We start from the raw sequence: 16,818 nt of genomic DNA, 5'->3' as shown, positions 1-16,818 counted from the left end.
GGGTCTCTTCCTCCACGTCAATCCGGTTTTCTCGCGATGGCAATCCTCCCCTCACGCGAGCACACTTGGTGGTCCTGTTGCCCGACGGCCGGAGGCGAGCATGAATGAGGCCCGTTCCACGTCGCTCGGTGATGGACCAGCGGCATTCGGATAGTGGTTGCTGATGCATTCGCCACTCGAGGCCGACGATATCGCTGCGCGGCTCTTCACAGGTGAACGCTCATGACCTCCGGCACCTACCGGTCCCCTTGGATGACCGACGACATCCTGATGTTCCGGCAGACGGCGCAGCGCTTCATCGAGACGGAATTCCTGCCTCGCCAGGACTGTTGGCGCGGGCAACGGGGCCCCGATCCCGGAGACTGGACGTCGGCCGGCGCGACCGGCATCCTGCTGCCCGACATCCCGGAGGAATACGGCGGAGGAGGAGGAACCTTCGCCCATCAGGCCGTCGTGTCGGAAGAGCTCGCTCGCGCGGTCGTCCAGTTCGGCGCCGGCGTCCAGAGCCTCGTGGCGCACTACATCCTCGCGTACGGAAGCGAGAAGCAGCGGCGCCGCTGGCTCCCCTCGATGGCGCGCGGCGAGCTGGTCGGCGCGATCGCGATGACCGAACCCGCCGCGGGCTCGGACCTCCAGGGCATCCAGACCACCGCGCGTCGCGACGGCGATCACTATGTCATCAACGGGTCGAAAACGTTCATCACCAACGGCCGGCTCGCCGGCCTCGTCTGCCTCGCCGCGAAGACCGACACGCGAGCGCCTGCCATGAAGGGCATCTCGCTCATCCTCGTCGAAACGAAGGATCTTTCCGGATACCGAGCGGGGCGACCGCTTGAAAAGGTCGGCATGCATGGGCAGGACACGTGCGAGCTCTTCTTCGACGACGTGCGCGTCCCGTGCGCGAACCTGCTCGGCTCCTCGGAAGGACGCGGGCTCTCCCAGATGCTGGAGCGGTTGTCGTATGAGCGGCTCACCGTCGCCGTGAGCGCAGTCGCCACCGCGGAACAGGCGGTCACACTCACGACTCGGCACGTGAAAGAGCGCATGGCATTCGGCAAGCCGCTGATCGAGCTTCAGAACACGCGCTTCAAGCTCGCCGAATGCAAAACGGAGGCGCACATCGGTCGCGTTTTCCTCGACCACTGCATCGAGCGGTTCATCTCCGGCGGGCTCGACGACATCACGACGGCCATGGCGAAATACTGGCTCACCGACCGCCAGTTCCGGATCGTCGACGAATGCGTGCAGCTGCACGGCGGCTACGGCTATATGACCGAATATCCCATAGCCCGCATGTGGGCCGACGCTCGCGTGCTGCGCATCTTCGCCGGGGCCAATGAAGTCATGAAGGAGATGATCGCGTGCTCGCTCTGAAAGGGCCCTGCCTGCATCACCTGATCGAAGCGCAGGTCAGGAGGACTCCCGGCCAGGCGGCCGTGATGTTCGAAGGGCAGGGGATGAGCTATCGGGAGCTCGACGATCGCGCCGACCGCGTCGCGCGCCACCTGAGGGGGCTGGGGGTCGGGCCCGAGGTGCTCGTCGCGCTCTACCTCAAGCGCTCGCTGGAGATGGTGGTGGGCATTCTGGGCATCTTGAAGGCCGGTGCAGCCTACGTGCCCCTGGATGCGGGGTATCCCAGGGAGCGGATCGCGTTCATGCTCGGGGACGCGAGCGTCGCGTGCACGCTGACGCAGCAAGACCTCGTCGCAAACCTCCCGATCGGCGCGCCGCCGGCGCTCTGCCTGGATTCCTTCGACTGGAGCGCCGCGGCGCCGCCGATACAGCCCGAGGCGCCGTGCCGGCCCGAAAATCTCGCCTACGTGATGTACACGAGCGGCTCCACAGGCCGCCCAAAGGGCGCATGCATCGAGCATCGCAACATCGTGAGTTACGTGCAGGGAGTTGCGGATCGGCTGCGATGTGAGCCCGGGATGAACCACGCGACGGTGTCGAGCATCGCAGCCGACCTCGGCAATACGGTGATCTTCCCGGCGCTTGCCACCGGTGGCTGCCTCCACGTCATCTCGCAGGACCGGGCCGAGAACCCGGCGATGCTGGCAGAGTACTTCCGGCGCGAGCGGATCGACGTTCTCAAGATCGTGCCGTCGCATCTCGCGGCACTCCAAACCGGCCGGGACCCGCGGGATGTCATGCCCCGCCGCCGGCTGATCCTCGGCGGCGAGGCCTCCCGCCTGGACTGGATCGAGCGGCTGCGCGCCCTTTCCCCTGAATGCGAGATCCACAACCACTACGGCCCCACGGAGACCACGGTCGGAGCGATGACCTATCGAGTGGGGGCGTTGCTCCCGCGGACCCTCTCGGGCACGCTCCCGTTGGGGACGCCCCTGCCGAACAGCAGCGCATGCATCCTCGATGAGGGCGGGAAGCCCGTCGCCGTCGGCGAGAAGGGTGAGCTGTACATCGGCGGACGCGGTGTGGCGCGCGGCTACCTGAACCGCCCCGATCTGACCTGCGAGAAATTCATCCCGGACCCATTCAGCCCGAACCCCGGCGCACGGCTCTATCGCACGGGCGACCTGGCGCGAACCCTGCGGGACGGCACCTTCGAGTTTTGCGGGCGGATCGACGATCAGGTCAAGGTGCACGGCTACCGGATCGAGCTCGGCGAGATCGAGGCGGCGATGCGGGAGCACCCCGGTGTGGCGGCGGCCGTCGTGCGGTTGCAGGAGGATGGGTCCGGCGGCAGCCAATTGGCCGCGTATGTCGTGCCGCGGCGGGCGAGGCAGGCGCTGTGGGGCTGTCAAGCGGTGCACGTCCTGCCGGATGGCTCGCCGGTGGCCCACCTCAACAGGAACGAGACGGATTACCTCTACGGCGAAATCTTCGATCGCCAGGCCTATCTCCGGCACGGCATCGCGCTGCGCGACGGGGACTGCGTCGTGGATGCGGGCGCCAACATCGGCCTGTTCACGATCTTTGCCAGCCGCCTGGCCAGAAACCTCCGGATCATCTCCCTCGAGCCCAACCCATCGGCATTCGCGTGTCTCGAAGTCAATGCCGAGGCGTGGGGGACCGCCGTCACGTGTCTCCCTGTGGGCGTGTCGAGCGAGAACAAGACCGCCGATCTGACGTTCTTCGAGGGAATGTCGCTCCTGTCGGGGTTTTACGCCGATGCGGCGAAGGAGCGCGCGGTCGTCAAGCAGTACGTGCTCAACCAGCAGTCCGTCCCGGCGATCCGCGAGTGGCTGGCCTCTGAACTCGATGACCTGATCGACGAGCGGCTCCGCGCCCGAAGCGTCCCGGCGGTGCTGCGCACCCTGTCCAGCGTCATCGCCGAACAGGGCCTCGAAGGCATCGACCTCCTGAAGATCAACGTTGAAAAGAGCGAGCTCGATGTCTTGAGAGGACTCGAGCCCCGTGACTGGCCCAGGATCCGCCAGATGGTGATCGAAGTGGATGATCGCGAGAACCTGGGGCCGATCAGGGCACTGCTGGAGCAGCGCGGGTTCGAGGCTCTCGTCGAGCAGGACCCGCTGCTCCGAGACACGGCCCTGTGCTACGTGTACGCGATTCGGCCGTCACCCGGGGGTGCGCGGCTCATACGGGAACCGCCTCCCGGCGCGCACGTCCGCGCCCTGCCGCCGCCCGACGGCCAGGTCCTGACGCCCGCGACGCTGCGCAAGCACATCAAGGAGCGATTGCCGCAACCTATGATCCCTGCGTCGTTCGTCCTGATGGACAAGCTCCCCCTGACGGCGAACGGCAAGGTCGATCGACAAGCCCTTCCGATTCCCTCCCGCGAAAACGCCCGGGCCTTCCACGGCATGGCCCGGCCCCTCACCGAGACCGAGCAGACGCTCGTCGCCATCTGGAGGGAATTGCTCCAGGTGGAGAACATCGCCCCCACAGACGACTTCTTCGACCTCGGCGGGCATTCCTTGCTGGCCATCAAGGCCGTGTCACGCATTCGCGACGTGTTCGGACTGGAGCTGCAGACCCGCACGCTGTTCGAGAACCCGACGATCAACGACCTGTCGAGGATCCTGACGGAACGCAAGAGCGAGGTCCTCCCGTTCGTGCGCCCGGCGGAGGCGCCCGGTCGGCCGCCGCGCGCGGTCGTGCCGCTCCAGCCGCGCGGGACGCGCACGCCGGTGTTCGCCGTGCCGGGACACAACGGCGACATCCTCTGCTACCGGGTGCTGGCTCTCAACCTCGGGCACGACCAGCCGTTCTTCGGGCTCGAGCCTCCGGGCCTCGATGGCCGGAGCGCGCCGCTGATCCGGATTGAGGCTCTCGCGACCTACTTTGCGGACCAGATCGGCGCATTCCGGCCGCACGGCCCGCTCATCATCGCCGGCTTCTGCGCCGGCGGCACGGTCGCCTTCGAGCTGGGACGACGGCTCCTGCAGGCGGGTCGAACCATCCAATTCATCGCGCTTTTGGCAAGCCCTTATCCCACGTGGTACCGCTACTCGAGCCAGGTACCCTTCTACCTCCGCCAGCGGTGCGAACGTGTCAGCAAGCACGCCCGCGCGCTGTGGTCCCGGCCGGCAGGGGACCGCCTCCGCTACGCGACCGAGCGGCTCGATCAGGTTCGGGCGCGACGTGCTGCGGCATCGGTCGCTGCGCTCGACCCGCTGCTGGCGCGTCGTGCCAGGGTCGAGCGCGCCACCCTCGCCGCAGTGCGCCGCTACACACCGCGTCACTTTACAGGTCGCATCGCCCTGGTCGCGCCGAGCCGGGAATGGCTGCCCTCCGCCGCGCGGCTCTGGCGCTCATCGGCGGAGCGCACCACCGAGTACTTCGGCCCGCGCGGCTGTCTGGGCGACACCATGCTCGGCGACTACGCGCCCCAGGTCGCCCGGTTGCTCAGGCGGTGTCGCGAAGAGCACGAGGAAGGATCGGACGCGTCGGACTCCCTTCCGAGCGACCGGTTTCTGTCCATGAGCCTGACCCGCTGAACGAAAAACGGAGCGGCTTCGCGTCTTCTCCTGAGGCAGGAAGGGAAAGAGAACTTGGCGGAGGCGGCGGGAGTCGAACCCACGCCTCCTCAAAATGCCAACTGGCTGGTGGCGCACGACTTTCGTCGGAACTCGCTGGAAACTCGTTGCCTTGTTGTCAATTCGTTGTGCTCTGGAGTGCTTCTTGGAGCCATTGTGGAGACGGCTTGGGAGCGCCCACCCCTGCCGAGCCAATCGCCAGAGATCGCCTCGGGCTCAACCAGCGAGCACTTTGGAGGCGAAGTCTGTGCATTTGACCCGTTCTTCCTCGACGACATCGGCCTACCCGGCTGGTCGATTGCCGGGGCTGGACTTGGTCCAGTGAGAGCTCGTTCGCAACACTACAACCCCAGCGGGCGGAGAAGACTTCGCGCTCGTTGGTCCCACGAAGCACTCCTGAATGCGGATTCCCGACCGGCCTGCCCCAGGCGCTTTCTGAGCGAGTGGTCCGTGATCAGCAGCGCGAGAACGGCGCACAGAGATTCGAGATCGCCCTCCCGGAAGAGCAGGCCCGTTTCATCCGCCCGGAGCTCCTCGCGAATGGCCGGGAGATCGGGGGCGACGCACGCGAGTCCGGCCGCCGCATACTCGACGAGTTTCATCGGGTGACCGTAGAAGTTCGATCCCGGCAGCAGCCCAACGTCCCATGCGCTCAGCACCATCGGAATCTCTTCCGGGGCGACCGAACCGAGTGCGATCACGCGATCGTCAACTCCTCTCTCTAGAGCCAGCGCCAGGGCCCGCGCGTAGGTGGGGCCGTCGCCGACGAACATCCCACGGACTGGATAGTGATGCCGCAGCCTGGCTACGGCCTCGACGAGCAGCTCGGCGCGGTGCCACGATTGGAAGGAGCCGGAAAAGCCCAGGATGATCTCGTCGTCACGGAATCCAAAGCGGCTGCGGGCCTCCTGGCGCACGCCGGGGTGCCGAGAACGTTTGAATGCATCGACATCCACACCGTTGGGCACCACCCACACCTTGTCCTCCGGGATCCCTTCGGCCACGAGCGCCCCGCGGGCGGCCGATGACACCGCGACGACGACCCGGGCGAATTGAGCCTGGCGCCTCAGGGTGGCGGCCGCGAGGCCGGGGAGACCCGATCCGAGAGTTCGTTCTTCGCTGCTGGGAGAGCAGTCGTCCAGGATGAGCGGCGTGCCGGTTCTTGGGGAGAGAAAGCAGTTGGATGAGGCGAACCCGACCTGGGTTTCAATCACCAGATCGGCGTGGTGTTCATGAGCCGCACGCACGACCCGTAGGCCGTGCAGGTGACCGTGCGCGATGCGGCCAAGGTCGCGCAGTATCAGGGCCGGCTTCCGGGGCAGAAGACGGTTCAGGACGCGCCGGTAGCCGGCGACCATGAGCTCCGATCCGATTCCCTCAACGGCCTGGACGACTCGTACTTCGTGGCCGGCACGTTGAAGGGCGGCTACCAGATTGCGCGCGCGCACGAGATCGCCGCGACCTCCGGAGAGACTTTCACCCCTGACCGGCAAGCTCCAGGTTATTTTCAGTGCCGGCAAGCTTGCACCACCTCATTCCAGACGGAAAGTGTCTTCTCGACGGACTCATGCAGCGAAAACCGCGTCACGGCTCGCCCCGCCGCCGCCCCCATCTCCCGGGAGCGCGAGGGGTTGAGCAGGATCTCGAGAATGGCGTCTGCCAGAGGGCCCGGTGCACCCTGTGGCACCAGAAGACCCGTACGACCATGTTCGATGATCTCTGGAATGCCTCCAACTCGGCTGGCCACGGCCGGCCGTCGGGCCGCTGCGGCCTCCAGGAGGAACGTTGGCAGGGCGTCCATGTGAGAGGGGAGAACCGCCACATCGCAGGCGGCGAGGAGTTCAGGCACATCCTGTCGAGACCCGAGGAAGCGCACGGCTTCGCCGAGTTCGGCCGCCTGTCGCCGAAGGGCAGTTTCCTGGTTGCCGCTGCCGGCGACCAGCAGAAACGTACAGGGAACCCTCGACCGGATCAAGGGCAAGGCCTGGAACATCACTTCATGCCCCTTCCCCTCGCGCAGGACGGAAGCCATCAGAAGAAGCCTCTCGTCCGAGCCGAACCCCAGAGCCTTACGGATCGCCGCGCATTGAGAAGACAGTCCTGTGCGTCGGTAGCGCATCACGTCGATCCCGTTGTAAAGAACTCGAACCGATGCTCGTGAGATTCCCGCCAGCCTGGCCCATGCGTCGGCGGCCTCCCGAGAGACAGCGATGAGCGCATCGGCGCGTCGGGCGGCTGCCAGCGCGGCCCGAGCCCTTAGCCGCTGCCGCCAGTTCGCGCGGGGCTCCTCGAGCACGTGACGGGTGAGGATCAGAGGGGTATTCACGAGGGGCCGAGCCGCCGCGGCCAGGATCGAGGCATCCTGGCCGTGAGCATGAACGAGGTCGAACCGTCGAGATCTTAAGAGCTTCAAGTACCGAACGAAAGCCGACGGGTCGGCGAGCCGCCGGGCTCCGAGATCCACGCGCGGAATGCCTGCCTCCCGCAGCAGTTCCGCTGGACTACCGTCCCCTCGATTCGTGACGGTGCATACGGTCGCGCCGACGCCGCGTGCCAGCAGGGCTCCGACCAGCGTGACGGTCACGTGCTCCGCCCCTCCGTCGGCCAACGAGCTCATGAGGATCAGAGGCCGCATCTTAGAAGGTGAGGAAGATTCCTGCCTTTGCAAGAATCGTGTGGTAATTCCGGTCCGGCAGGTTTGACGTCGCGCGTTTATAGGAATCCTCGATGCGAATGCCCCAGTTCTTTCCCACTTCCACACGGAGGGTGAGCGTCGCGTCCTCGATCGTGTCCTCTCGAGCGAAATTGTCGCTGCCCACCGGGGCATCCTGATAACTGCGTGTTCGAACCATATACCGACCGAACAGCCTGATACGCTTCGATGGCTCTGCTTCGATCGCAATCGACCGACCCTCGCCATCGCGGCTGTACTGCGGATCATCCGCAACCTTCCACTCCCGATCGTAGGAAGCGCGAAGCCCCAGTTGCCGTGCAATGGGAAACCGAAGCGTGGCCGACGCGACTCGAACCTCCGCGTTCTGGCCCAACTGAGCCGAATCGAAGGTCCATTCTTCCCGGCCGTAACGCGTCTCCATCCACACTTTCGTGGACTCGCCAAGACGCGCCTTGAGCTGGACTCTCTCGAGCTCGAAGAAGTCTTCACCCGCCTCTTCAACATAGACTTTTGTCGGGGAACGCTCATACTCGGCAGCGATGCGCGTCGCAGGACTCTTCAACATCAACCCGAGCAGGCCCCACCGCTCGCCAGAAATGTCGGCCTCCCCCGTGTAGAGGCTCCCGCGAGCACCGAAGTACATGCCCGTGTGGCGGGTCCCCAGATCGCCGTTCAGATAAAGAGTCGAGATCGACGCGGCGACCGTCGGCTGTCCGTTGGTGTTGGGCATGGCGAACACGTTGCTGTGATAACCGATCATCGTTCCAAGCTCGAACGACCACCTTTTCGGGCGCCCTCCACTCTCGGCCGCCAGCGACGGTAGCGTCCCCATCAACACCAGGATCGCGAACCAGCTCAGACGGACTCGCATGCCCCCTCCGCGCACCTCCCCGGGCCCCAGGACAAACTCCTCTGGATTGAAGTCGTGCAAACGATGTGCCCTGCGCGCGAAGCGACATTCACGATTCCCTTGACCCGGGAACCCTTGCGGACAGTATCCCGAAGAGCACAAGGCCAGGGGGAGCCGTCTGTTCAGAAGACATGGATGTCATCCGGATTACGGACTTGAATTCCGTTCCCGTATTCCGAACGACTCGGATCGGTTCCAACTGAACCCCACGGTGGTAGGGGTGAGCGGTCGGGCAGGCGAAAGTCCCTTCCGACATTGAGCTGCGCCAAGCCAGGTCTCAGGATCGAATTCCGAGCCGACCGTGGCCCGGCATTTGCAAAATCAGTCCGCAGTTCCTGCAAAGGGTGTGCTCGATTCCGCATCACGCGGCGAGGTGTCGGTGATGAGGAACTGACGGAGCAGGGAGGAGACTCCGATGTCCCACACCGGTGCCTTGGTATCGGCTCAACTTCACAAAAGCAGATGGATACTCTACCGATCTCACGCCGAGAGCAAAGCGGACCCCATGAAGTCTGTCGCAAAGAGACAGGTCGATGTCGTGGTATCGGTCCTTCTCTTCGCGCTGCTCTCGCCTCTCCTGCTTGTGGCCGCGCTGGGCATCTGGCTCACCAGCCCGGGACCGGTCATCTTCGTCCAGAGAAGGCTCGGCTACGCGCGTCGGATCTTCTCCATGTACAAATTGCGCACGATGCGGGTAGGGGCGGAGAAGCTCGAAACGATGCTGGCGGCTGGGCGGCCGGCGCGGACCTTTTTCAAGGTTGAAGACGACCCGAGGGTCACGGGACTCGGACGATGGCTCCGAAAGTACAGTGTCGATGAGCTGCCGCAGCTCTATAACGTGCTGCGAGGAGACATGAGCCTCGTGGGGCCGCGCCCTCTCCTGATCAGCGAGGTCAAGCACTTTCCGTTTGCTCGGTACGGGCGTCGCTTCACCGTGCGCCCAGGCATGACCGGCTTGTGGCAAGTCAGTGGACGCAATGACTGCAGCGATCGAGATCGGCTGAACTATGACCTCGCTTATGTCCACGAATGGAGCTTCTGGTTCGACCTGCAGATCCTTCTGAGAACCGTGCCGGTGGTGCTCCGAGCCAGAGGAGCGTACTAGACGGCCGTCGGGGATTCCGCAACGTCAGGATTCTCGGGTCCGATGGATGGGGGGTGGGACCGATGAACGATACCGACAGAATTATTCGTGCACTGGTCAAGAGATGGTGGATTCCGATCCTCGTCATCGCCCTGGCTCTTGGCTCTACGGTAATTCTCACGATGCGACAAAGACGAATCTATGAATCCAGTAATCTGATGGTTCTGAAACCACGCAGCGGACTGTCTTCCTCCGCCGACATCAACCGAAGCCTGGAGACCCTGGAGCGTCGCAGCGTCCCGGCAACCTTCGCGCGGCTCGCCTCAACCCAGGAGATCCGACAATCGGCTGCCCGCGCGCTGGGGATCAGTGCAGAGGAACTCCGCGACTTTGCCATCGAGGGTCAGGTGGTCCCCAACCGGAACATGATCCAGGTGCAGGTCCGGGGGCCGGACCCGCTTCAGGCGGCGACTGTCGCCAACAATGTTGCCCGTCTCACCCGCGCCGAAGCGGAGAGGCTTTACCGTATTTTCGAGCTCGAGGTTGTGGAGGAAGCCACGCCGGCCGAGAGTGCGGTCTATCCGAATCCGCTGAGGAACTACGTTGCTTCAGGAGTCCTCAGCTGTTTCCTGGGTATCCTTTCAGCGCTCCTCGTCGAAAAGATCGGCACGCTTCGGAGAGAGTGACTGTGCGCGGCCACGCGTCGTCGGGGGGGCCCCTGGAATTCCCGCGCGGAGGCCTCGGAATCATCGGGACGCTCGGCATCGTCCTTCTGACGGTTCTCATCGGTTATCTCGCCACACTCGACGCGCTGCTGCTCGAGGTCCATTTTTCGCCGACGGGGACGAATTTGTTGGCGCTCGCGATTCTTGTCGCGCTCGGCGTCACGGTGCTCAAATACCCCAGGCTCGCGCTGATTTCGCTCGTCGTTTTCATCTTCCTGAATCTATCCCAGCTCCTCGTTCGCTTTCACTCTTTGCCTTCGGTTCTCCAGTTTGCGATCCTCCCGGTGGCGGCGACGGCGTGGATTCACCGCGACCCGAGGATCGGGATGGCTCGTCTTGGGAACTCATTGACGGTTTCACTCTTTGGCTACACTCTCATCGTCTTCTTTTCGACGATCAGGGCCAGCGACCAGCTCCTGGCCGACCAGCGCTGCCTGATGCTCTCCAAAGCTCTGGCGCTGCATTGCCTGGTGGTCTTGCTGGCAAGAGACCGGAGGGAGCTGAAATGGGCACTGTGGGCTGTTTTCGGCGCTGCGGCTCTACTGGCCGGCCTTGGAGTGTGGCAGGTCTTGACCGGGCAGTACGGTTGGGAATGGGGCGGGTTGGCTCGAGTCAAGTATGCCCAGATCTACGATACGACCTTCGAGCCTCGAGTTGCCGGGCCCCTTGGTGATCCAAACTTCTTTGCGCAAATTCTCCTCCTTGCACTGCCGCTGGGTCTGTTCGCTTCCCCGCGCAAGGCGGGACGGCTCAAGCGGGTCGTCATCTGCGCTTCCGCAATGCTCATCGGCGCCGGAATTATCTTTTCGTATTCGCGCGGAGGGGCGCTTTCCCTCGGCGTCGTCTTGGTGTTGTGGGTGGCGCTGCACAGGCATGACTGGAGCAAGCTGATCCTTGGGATCGCGGTGTTGCTCGTCCTTCTGCTCCTCGTGCCGGGAGGCTTCAAACGTCGCATGACCACCATTCCCCAGATCCTGCCCGGAAGCGGAGGTGTGCTGCATCCCGACAGCTCATTCGAAAATAGGAAGCTTCTCGCAAGGGCGGGCTGGCGTCTCTTTGAGACGCATTTCATTCTGGGCGTGGGTGCAGGCAATTTTACGACTCATTTCGACAAGTTCGCGGATGAGGTGGGTTCCGCGGCCCGTGACTATGACGATCCGGCCCAACTTCATTACCCGCACAACCTGTATCTCGAGATCGGAACCGAGACCGGAGTTCCAGGGTTGATGGCGTTCTCAATCGTCCTCGCCGCCACTTTCTTTCAGCTCTCCGGAGCCCGCAAAAGGCTGTTGAAGGCAGGGGATCAGGAGACCGCGGACCTTGCCCGGGCCATGCAGGTCTCGTGCGTCGGCTTTCTGGTCTCGAGCATTTTTCTCCACCTGCAGTATCCCAGGTATTTCTGGCTGATCCTGGCCCTGGTGGCGGCGCTATCGAATGTCGCGCAAGAGAAGGATGCTCGCGAATGAACGCTTCTGCTCTGACGAACCGCGCTCTCGACGCCAAGGCCGCCCCACAAATACGCTCGCCGATCGCCATCTTTCTTTCCAGGTTCCCTTTGATCACGGAGACGTTCATCCTCAGGGAGATGATCGAGCTGGAGCGGCAAGGTCAGCCGGTCCGTTTGATCCCGCTCTTGAGGGAACGGGCCGTAGTGGTTCATGACGAGGCCCGACCCTGGATCGAACGGGCCGAGTACACACCCTTCCTGTCCCGGCAGATCATCGCCTCGAACTTGCGGCTGCTCCGACGTCGACCGCTGCGCTATTTTTCACTTATCGCCCACATCTTGCTGGGTTGCTCGAAAAGCGCCAACCTCTTCTTCGGAGCCCTGGGCATTTTCCCGAAATCTGTCCATCTGGCGGAGAGGCTCGCTGAGGAGGGCGTGAGCCATCTGCACGCGCACTACGCCACACATCCGGCCCTGGCCGTGAAGATCGTCTCCGACATCACCGGGCTGCCCTACAGCTTCACAACCCATGCCCACGACATCTTCGTTCATCGGGCCATGTTGAAGGAAAAGATCCGGGGCGCTTCGTTCGTGAGAGTCATCTCCCGTTTCAATCAAGACTTCCTGCGCCGTCTGGACCCCTCGATCCCTCGCGAGAAACTTCCGCTGGTCCGAGTCGGCATCCCCGCGGATCAATTTGAGCCAGCGTATACACCCCCGTCGCATCCTCAGCCACGCATTCTCTGCGTCGCGGCCCTCAAGCCCTACAAGGGGTTGAGCGTTCTGATCGAGACCTGCAGGAGACTGAAGGCCGAGGGATGGGACTTCGTCTGCGACATCGTGGGCGATGGGCCGTTGAAATCCGCCATCCAGGAACAAATCGCATGCTGCCGCCTGAAGGACCGCGTGTACTTGCGCGGTTCTCTTCCGCAAACTGAGGTCGCGAAGCTCATGGCGACCTGTACGGTTTTCGTCTTGCCGAGTGTCGTCGCGGCGGACGGTCAGATGGAGGGCATACCGGTGGCCCTGATGGAGGCCATGGCGTGCCGGCGTCCCGTGATCACCTCCCGGCTGTCAGGGATACCGGAGCTTGTGGAAGACGGGATGACGGGCGTCCTGGTGGAGCCGGCCGATGTTCAAGGCCTCGTCGGTGCCCTCAAAAGGGTCTGCGGGGATCCGCGGCTCGCGCGGCGGCTGGGCGAAGCAGGTCGGAGAAGGGTGGTCATGCGGCACAGCCTGGAGCGATCGGTCGGGAGCCTGCTCGACTTGATGGACCGATATCGATCGCCCATCCGGTCCGAGGCGAAAGAACGGCTCCGGCATCTGGACTCTCCAGGCATCCGTGGCACTCGTCTCGGGCTCCGCTGGGAACAATGCCGGAGGGATTCCTGGATCGCCGGAATTCTCGTGTCGGACGCGGGCCAGGTGCGTGAGGTGGTGATCAAGCATCATAGAACCCGCGAAAATCAGTCGCGCGCCGCCTCTGTCCGTGCCAGGCGTGAGTATGAAATCCTCTCACGACTGCAGCATCAGATCTCCGGCAAGCTGGGAGTTCCGCGTGTGCTGCACCTGGACCAAAGAGAAGCGACACTGGTGATGGAGACATGTGACGGCATTCCCCTGACCAGGCTTCTCACAGATCTCCGGAAAAACTGGGACGCAGGGCTCGCCGAACCCTCTCTCAGGCTCTGCGGAGAATGGCTGAACAGCCTCCAGCGGCATAACCCGGCTGGCGGTGATCCCTTCGACCGGATCCAGGTCCTGATGGACAGATCCCTCGAGCACCTGTCAGTCTGCAGAAGGACCTTGGGTCTCTCCATCACGGCGGAGGACATCCGACGTGAGTTCGAGACTCACTCCGGTCGTCTCTCCAGCCCCTCCCTCGTGCCTTGCGGCGTCCACGGGGACTTCTGGCCCGGCAACATTTTCGTCGGGAAGAACCAGGTGAACGTCATCGACTTCGAGGGCTATTCCGAAGGCCTTCCGTTCGAGGACGTGGCGTGCCTCCTGGTACACCTCGAGCTGTTTTTCAGCTACCCGTTCTCGAGGAGACGAGTTCCGACTCTGGCCGGCGCGTTCCTGACAGGATATCTCGATGGGGCGCGCGCCGATCCGGCGGCCCTTCACCTGGGGCGGATGGTGAAAGGCCTGGAGCTGCTCGCCAACATGCGTTTCCGAGAGTCGTCGAACCGGATGTTGCGCGTCTGGCAGGTTGCCTATCTGGATAAGGCTCTCCAGGGGAAAGGCAGATGGTGAACCGCGCCTCTGGCGAAGCCGCGATCCGGACGTTCCGGGGAGTCCTGTGGTCCTTCACCGCGATGGCGGGAAGCAGGCTCGTTTCGCTGCTCTCGATGGTGGTCCTCGCGCGGTTCCTCTCTCCCCACGAGTTCGGGATGATGGCTTTCGCTCTTGTCTTCTTCATATACCTGGACGCCATCGGGGATCTTGGAACGGGTACGGCATTGATCTACTGGCCGGACCGGAGACACGATGCAGCTCAGATCACCTTCTTGTTGAATCTTCTGGCCGGCGCGGTTTGGTTCGGTCTGTCGATCTCGCTGGCACCTCTCGTCGCTGCGTTCTTCCATCAGCCAGGTGGCACCAGCGTTCTGCGGGTCCTGTCGGTCAGTTTCCTGATTCGGTCCGTGGGCAACACCCACGACGCCTTGTCCCGCAAGGATCTTGGTTTCAAGGCTCGGATCCTCCCTGAGATGTCCCTCACGGTGACAAAGGCCCTCGTGGCCATCCTCCTGGCCCTACAAGGCTTCGGAGTTTGGAGCCTCGTGGCGGGACACCTGGCGGGGTTGACGATATGGACGGTGGGGATGTGGAGGATCACGTCGTGGAGGCCGCGATGGGGCGTTCCGATTGATCTGATCCGACCCATGCTGCGGTACGGCCGGCCCATCGTCTGGATCAACGTGGTGTCCAGCATCCTTCATCATATCGACCTGATGATGGTCGGAAGGATGTTGGGGACATCGACGCTTGGGTTTTACCACGTGGCCAACAAGATCGTCGAGACGACCATTCACCTGCAGAATTGGGCCGTGACTCAGGTGACGTTCCCCGCTCTATCGAAGGTGCGGGATGAGAATGGAGTCGCCCGGAGCTACATCCGGTTCCTGCAGTTCGTCTCCCTCACCACGATTCCGGCCGCGACGGGACTCATCGTCCTTGCCGACGCCCTCGTGCGCGTGCTTTTCGGCACGGCATGGACCCCCGCGGTCTCAATCGTGCAAGGCCTTGCGGTCTACGCTGCTTCGAGATCCCTCGGGACCCAAGGCGGCGACGTTCTCAAGGCCGTCGGGAAGCCGTCGTTAGTGGCTTGGCTGGGGGCTCTCCGCGGCATCGTTCTCCTGCCTGTGCTCTACATGGCGGCCAGGGTGAGCGGGCCGATGGTCGCGTGGTCGATGGCGGCGGTGACGATGCCGTCCGCCGCACTGAGCCTCGGATACGCCTGCGCTCGCGTGGGCCTCAAACTACGGCAGGTCTTGCGCGCTCTGGCGCCGTCGGTCTCGGCCTCGGCTGTCATGGGAGCGGCCCTGCTGGTTTTCGAAAGAATGGCAGGACCCGTGGACAGTGTCGGAGGGTTGGCTGGCACAATCCTGCTCGGCCTAACGATCTATCTTGCGGTGCTGCGAACAGTCGCCCCGGGCTTGTGCCGTCACGCGTGGAGTCTCCTGCTTTCTTCATCACCGAGGCGCATCCACCTCGCGGCTCACTCTCTGTCGAGGAACGCACCATGAGAAAAGAGGTCCTTGCTTGATTCTGGTCGAGTTGATCTTCCTCTCGAGTCTGGGCCTGCTGTTCTACATCTATTTCGGTTATCCCCTGATGCTCATGCTGATCGGCATCCTTGCACCGTGGCCCGTACGAAAAGGCTCTCGATTCCCTTCAGTGAGCGTGGTCATCGCTGCCTACAATGAAGAAGAAATCATCGAGCGAAAGCTGCGCAACACTCTCGAGCTGACCTATCCAAGGAATCGGCTCGAAATCGTGATCGCGTCCGATGGATCGACCGATCGGACCGTGAGCATTGCACGGAGGTACGCCTCCCAGGGGATCCGCGTTCTCGACCTCCCGCGTCGAGGCAAGGCCGAGGCCCTCAACGATGGTGTCTTGGCCGCGACGGGGGAAGTCATCGTCTTCACGGACGCGAACTCGATGCTGGAGACGGAGAGCCTGCGCGCCCTGGTCGAGGATCTTGGCGATCCCGAGGTCGGAGGAGTCTGCGGAAACCAGAGGTATCGGCCTGCAGACAGCGACGATGTGACAGGGCGGGAGGAAAGCCTCTACTGGCAGTACGACAAGGCCGTCAAAGGTCTCGAGAGTCGAACGGGGAGCATTATCGCGGCCGATGGCTCACTCTATGCCATCAGGAGGAGCCTCTATGTTCCAATCGACGATCCCGTTGTCGCGGATGACATGGCGATCTCGACGAGGGTCGTGCTCAACGGTCATCGACTCGTTTACGAAGCCCGGGCGGTTACGTATGAAGATGCTCCAGCCCGCGGACGGCAGGAGTTTCTCAGAAAGGTGCGCATCACCAACCACAGCGTGCGTGCGCTTCTGGGCCTGGGAAGAGATCTCTGGCTGTCCGGTTTTTACTCAATCAAACTGCTGTCGCACAAGCTCCTGCGCCACCTGGCTCCGTTCTGGCTGATCGTCCTGTTCTCCTCGAACGTCCTGTTGCTGGGGACCCATCCGGTTTGTGTCAGCACATGGGGATGCCAGGTTCTGTTTTATGTTCTGGCCTTCCTTGGCTGGAGGCTGAGAGAGACCCAGCCGGGCAGGTCGCGATTGTTGTCCGTCCCCTACTTCTTCTGCTTCGTGAATGCCGCGGCACTCCTCGGAGTGTTGTCTGTGCTCATCGGCCGGAGCGTCATGGCCTGGGAGCCCAGAGGCGGGATACCGGCGGCCGGTGATCCACCGACCCCAGTCCGGCAGCGCATGCATCGCGCGGGGTGAGTGTGTTTCACACGGGCGGCGCCGCCTGACAGGTGGCAGCGCCGAT

Annotated in this window: 11 protein-coding genes; 8 read left to right on the top strand and 3 right to left on the bottom strand. The window is 63.4% G+C overall.

Features of this window, described 5'->3' with window-relative positions; genetic code table 11:
- Positions 1 to 222 precede the first annotated feature (222 nt).
- Together VGV60_09985 and VGV60_09980 are read left to right on the top strand one after the other, a co-directional pair.
- The gene (locus tag VGV60_09985) at positions 223 to 1,374 is read left to right on the top strand and encodes an acyl-CoA dehydrogenase family protein (GenBank protein HEV8701585.1); all 1,152 of its coding nucleotides are present in this window, start codon (positions 223 to 225) and stop codon (positions 1,372 to 1,374) included.
- Positions 1,362 to 4,922: an amino acid adenylation domain-containing protein gene (locus VGV60_09980; protein ID HEV8701584.1), complete on the top strand. Its 3,561-nt coding sequence runs from the start codon at positions 1,362 to 1,364 to the stop codon at positions 4,920 to 4,922. The genes VGV60_09985 and VGV60_09980 overlap by 13 nt, the downstream gene beginning before the upstream one ends.
- Before the next feature lie 380 nt (positions 4,923 to 5,302).
- Here the strand turns inward: VGV60_09980 and VGV60_09975 are convergent, their stop codons facing one another.
- From VGV60_09975 to VGV60_09965, 3 genes are read right to left on the bottom strand one after another with little or no spacing between them, the layout of a single operon-like run.
- Positions 5,303 to 6,481: a glycosyltransferase family 4 protein gene (locus tag VGV60_09975; protein HEV8701583.1), complete on the bottom strand. Its 1,179-nt coding sequence runs from the start codon at positions 6,479 to 6,481 to the stop codon at positions 5,303 to 5,305.
- Positions 6,469 to 7,578: a glycosyltransferase family 4 protein gene (locus VGV60_09970; GenBank protein HEV8701582.1), complete on the bottom strand. Its 1,110-nt coding sequence runs from the start codon at positions 7,576 to 7,578 to the stop codon at positions 6,469 to 6,471. Before VGV60_09970 ends, VGV60_09975 begins: the two co-directional genes overlap by 13 nt.
- A 19-nt stretch (positions 7,579 to 7,597) precedes the next feature.
- Entirely contained in the window at positions 7,598 to 8,506 is a 909-nt protein-coding gene (locus VGV60_09965) for a hypothetical protein (GenBank protein HEV8701581.1), read from the bottom strand.
- Positions 8,507 to 9,050: 544 nt separating this feature from the next.
- Here VGV60_09965 and VGV60_09960 point away from each other — a divergent pair.
- From VGV60_09960 to VGV60_09935, 6 genes are all read left to right on the top strand, one after another.
- Complete coding sequence (locus VGV60_09960) at positions 9,051 to 9,650, top strand: sugar transferase (GenBank protein ID HEV8701580.1); 600 nt, start codon at positions 9,051 to 9,053, stop codon at positions 9,648 to 9,650.
- A gap of 62 nt (positions 9,651 to 9,712) precedes the next feature.
- Complete coding sequence (locus VGV60_09955) at positions 9,713 to 10,315, top strand: hypothetical protein (GenBank protein ID HEV8701579.1); 603 nt, start codon at positions 9,713 to 9,715, stop codon at positions 10,313 to 10,315.
- A gap of 2 nt (positions 10,316 to 10,317) precedes the next feature.
- Positions 10,318 to 11,820 (top strand): O-antigen ligase family protein, encoded by a 1,503-nt coding sequence (locus tag VGV60_09950; GenBank protein ID HEV8701578.1) that lies wholly within the window; start codon positions 10,318 to 10,320, stop codon positions 11,818 to 11,820.
- On the top strand, positions 11,817 to 14,057 hold the full coding sequence (locus tag VGV60_09945) for a glycosyltransferase (protein HEV8701577.1): 2,241 nt from the start codon (positions 11,817 to 11,819) through the stop codon (positions 14,055 to 14,057). Before VGV60_09950 ends, VGV60_09945 begins: the two co-directional genes overlap by 4 nt.
- The gene (locus VGV60_09940; protein ID HEV8701576.1) at positions 14,051 to 15,550 is read left to right on the top strand and encodes a lipopolysaccharide biosynthesis protein; all 1,500 of its coding nucleotides are present in this window, start codon (positions 14,051 to 14,053) and stop codon (positions 15,548 to 15,550) included. Before VGV60_09945 ends, VGV60_09940 begins: the two co-directional genes overlap by 7 nt.
- A gap of 16 nt (positions 15,551 to 15,566) precedes the next feature.
- Entirely contained in the window at positions 15,567 to 16,772 is a 1,206-nt protein-coding gene (locus tag VGV60_09935; GenBank protein HEV8701575.1) for a glycosyltransferase family 2 protein, read from the top strand.
- Positions 16,773 to 16,818: the final 46 nt, after the last annotated feature.

The organism is Candidatus Polarisedimenticolia bacterium (assembly GCA_036001465.1).
In the GTDB taxonomy this organism is placed as follows: domain Bacteria; phylum Acidobacteriota; class Polarisedimenticolia; order Gp22-AA2; family Gp22-AA2; genus Gp22-AA3.
This window is presented reverse-complemented; position numbering and strand designations above follow the sequence as displayed.

What these genes read in the sequence shown, in the direction of transcription:
- VGV60_09955 (HEV8701579.1), top strand. Translation starts at nt 9,713, where the DNA reads ATGAACGATACCGACAGAATTATTCGTGCACTGGTCAAGAGATGGTGG.
- VGV60_09945 (HEV8701577.1), top strand. Translation starts at nt 11,817, where the DNA reads ATGAACGCTTCTGCTCTGACGAACCGCGCTCTCGACGCCAAGGCCGCC.
- VGV60_09970 (HEV8701582.1), bottom strand. Translation starts at nt 7,578, where the DNA reads ATGAGCTCGTTGGCCGACGGAGGGGCGGAGCACGTGACCGTCACGCTG.
- VGV60_09985 (HEV8701585.1), top strand. Translation starts at nt 223, where the DNA reads ATGACCTCCGGCACCTACCGGTCCCCTTGGATGACCGACGACATCCTG.
- VGV60_09960 (HEV8701580.1), top strand. Translation starts at nt 9,051, where the DNA reads ATGAAGTCTGTCGCAAAGAGACAGGTCGATGTCGTGGTATCGGTCCTT.
- VGV60_09965 (HEV8701581.1), bottom strand. Translation starts at nt 8,506, where the DNA reads ATGCGAGTCCGTCTGAGCTGGTTCGCGATCCTGGTGTTGATGGGGACG.
- VGV60_09940 (HEV8701576.1), top strand. Translation starts at nt 14,051, where the DNA reads ATGGTGAACCGCGCCTCTGGCGAAGCCGCGATCCGGACGTTCCGGGGA.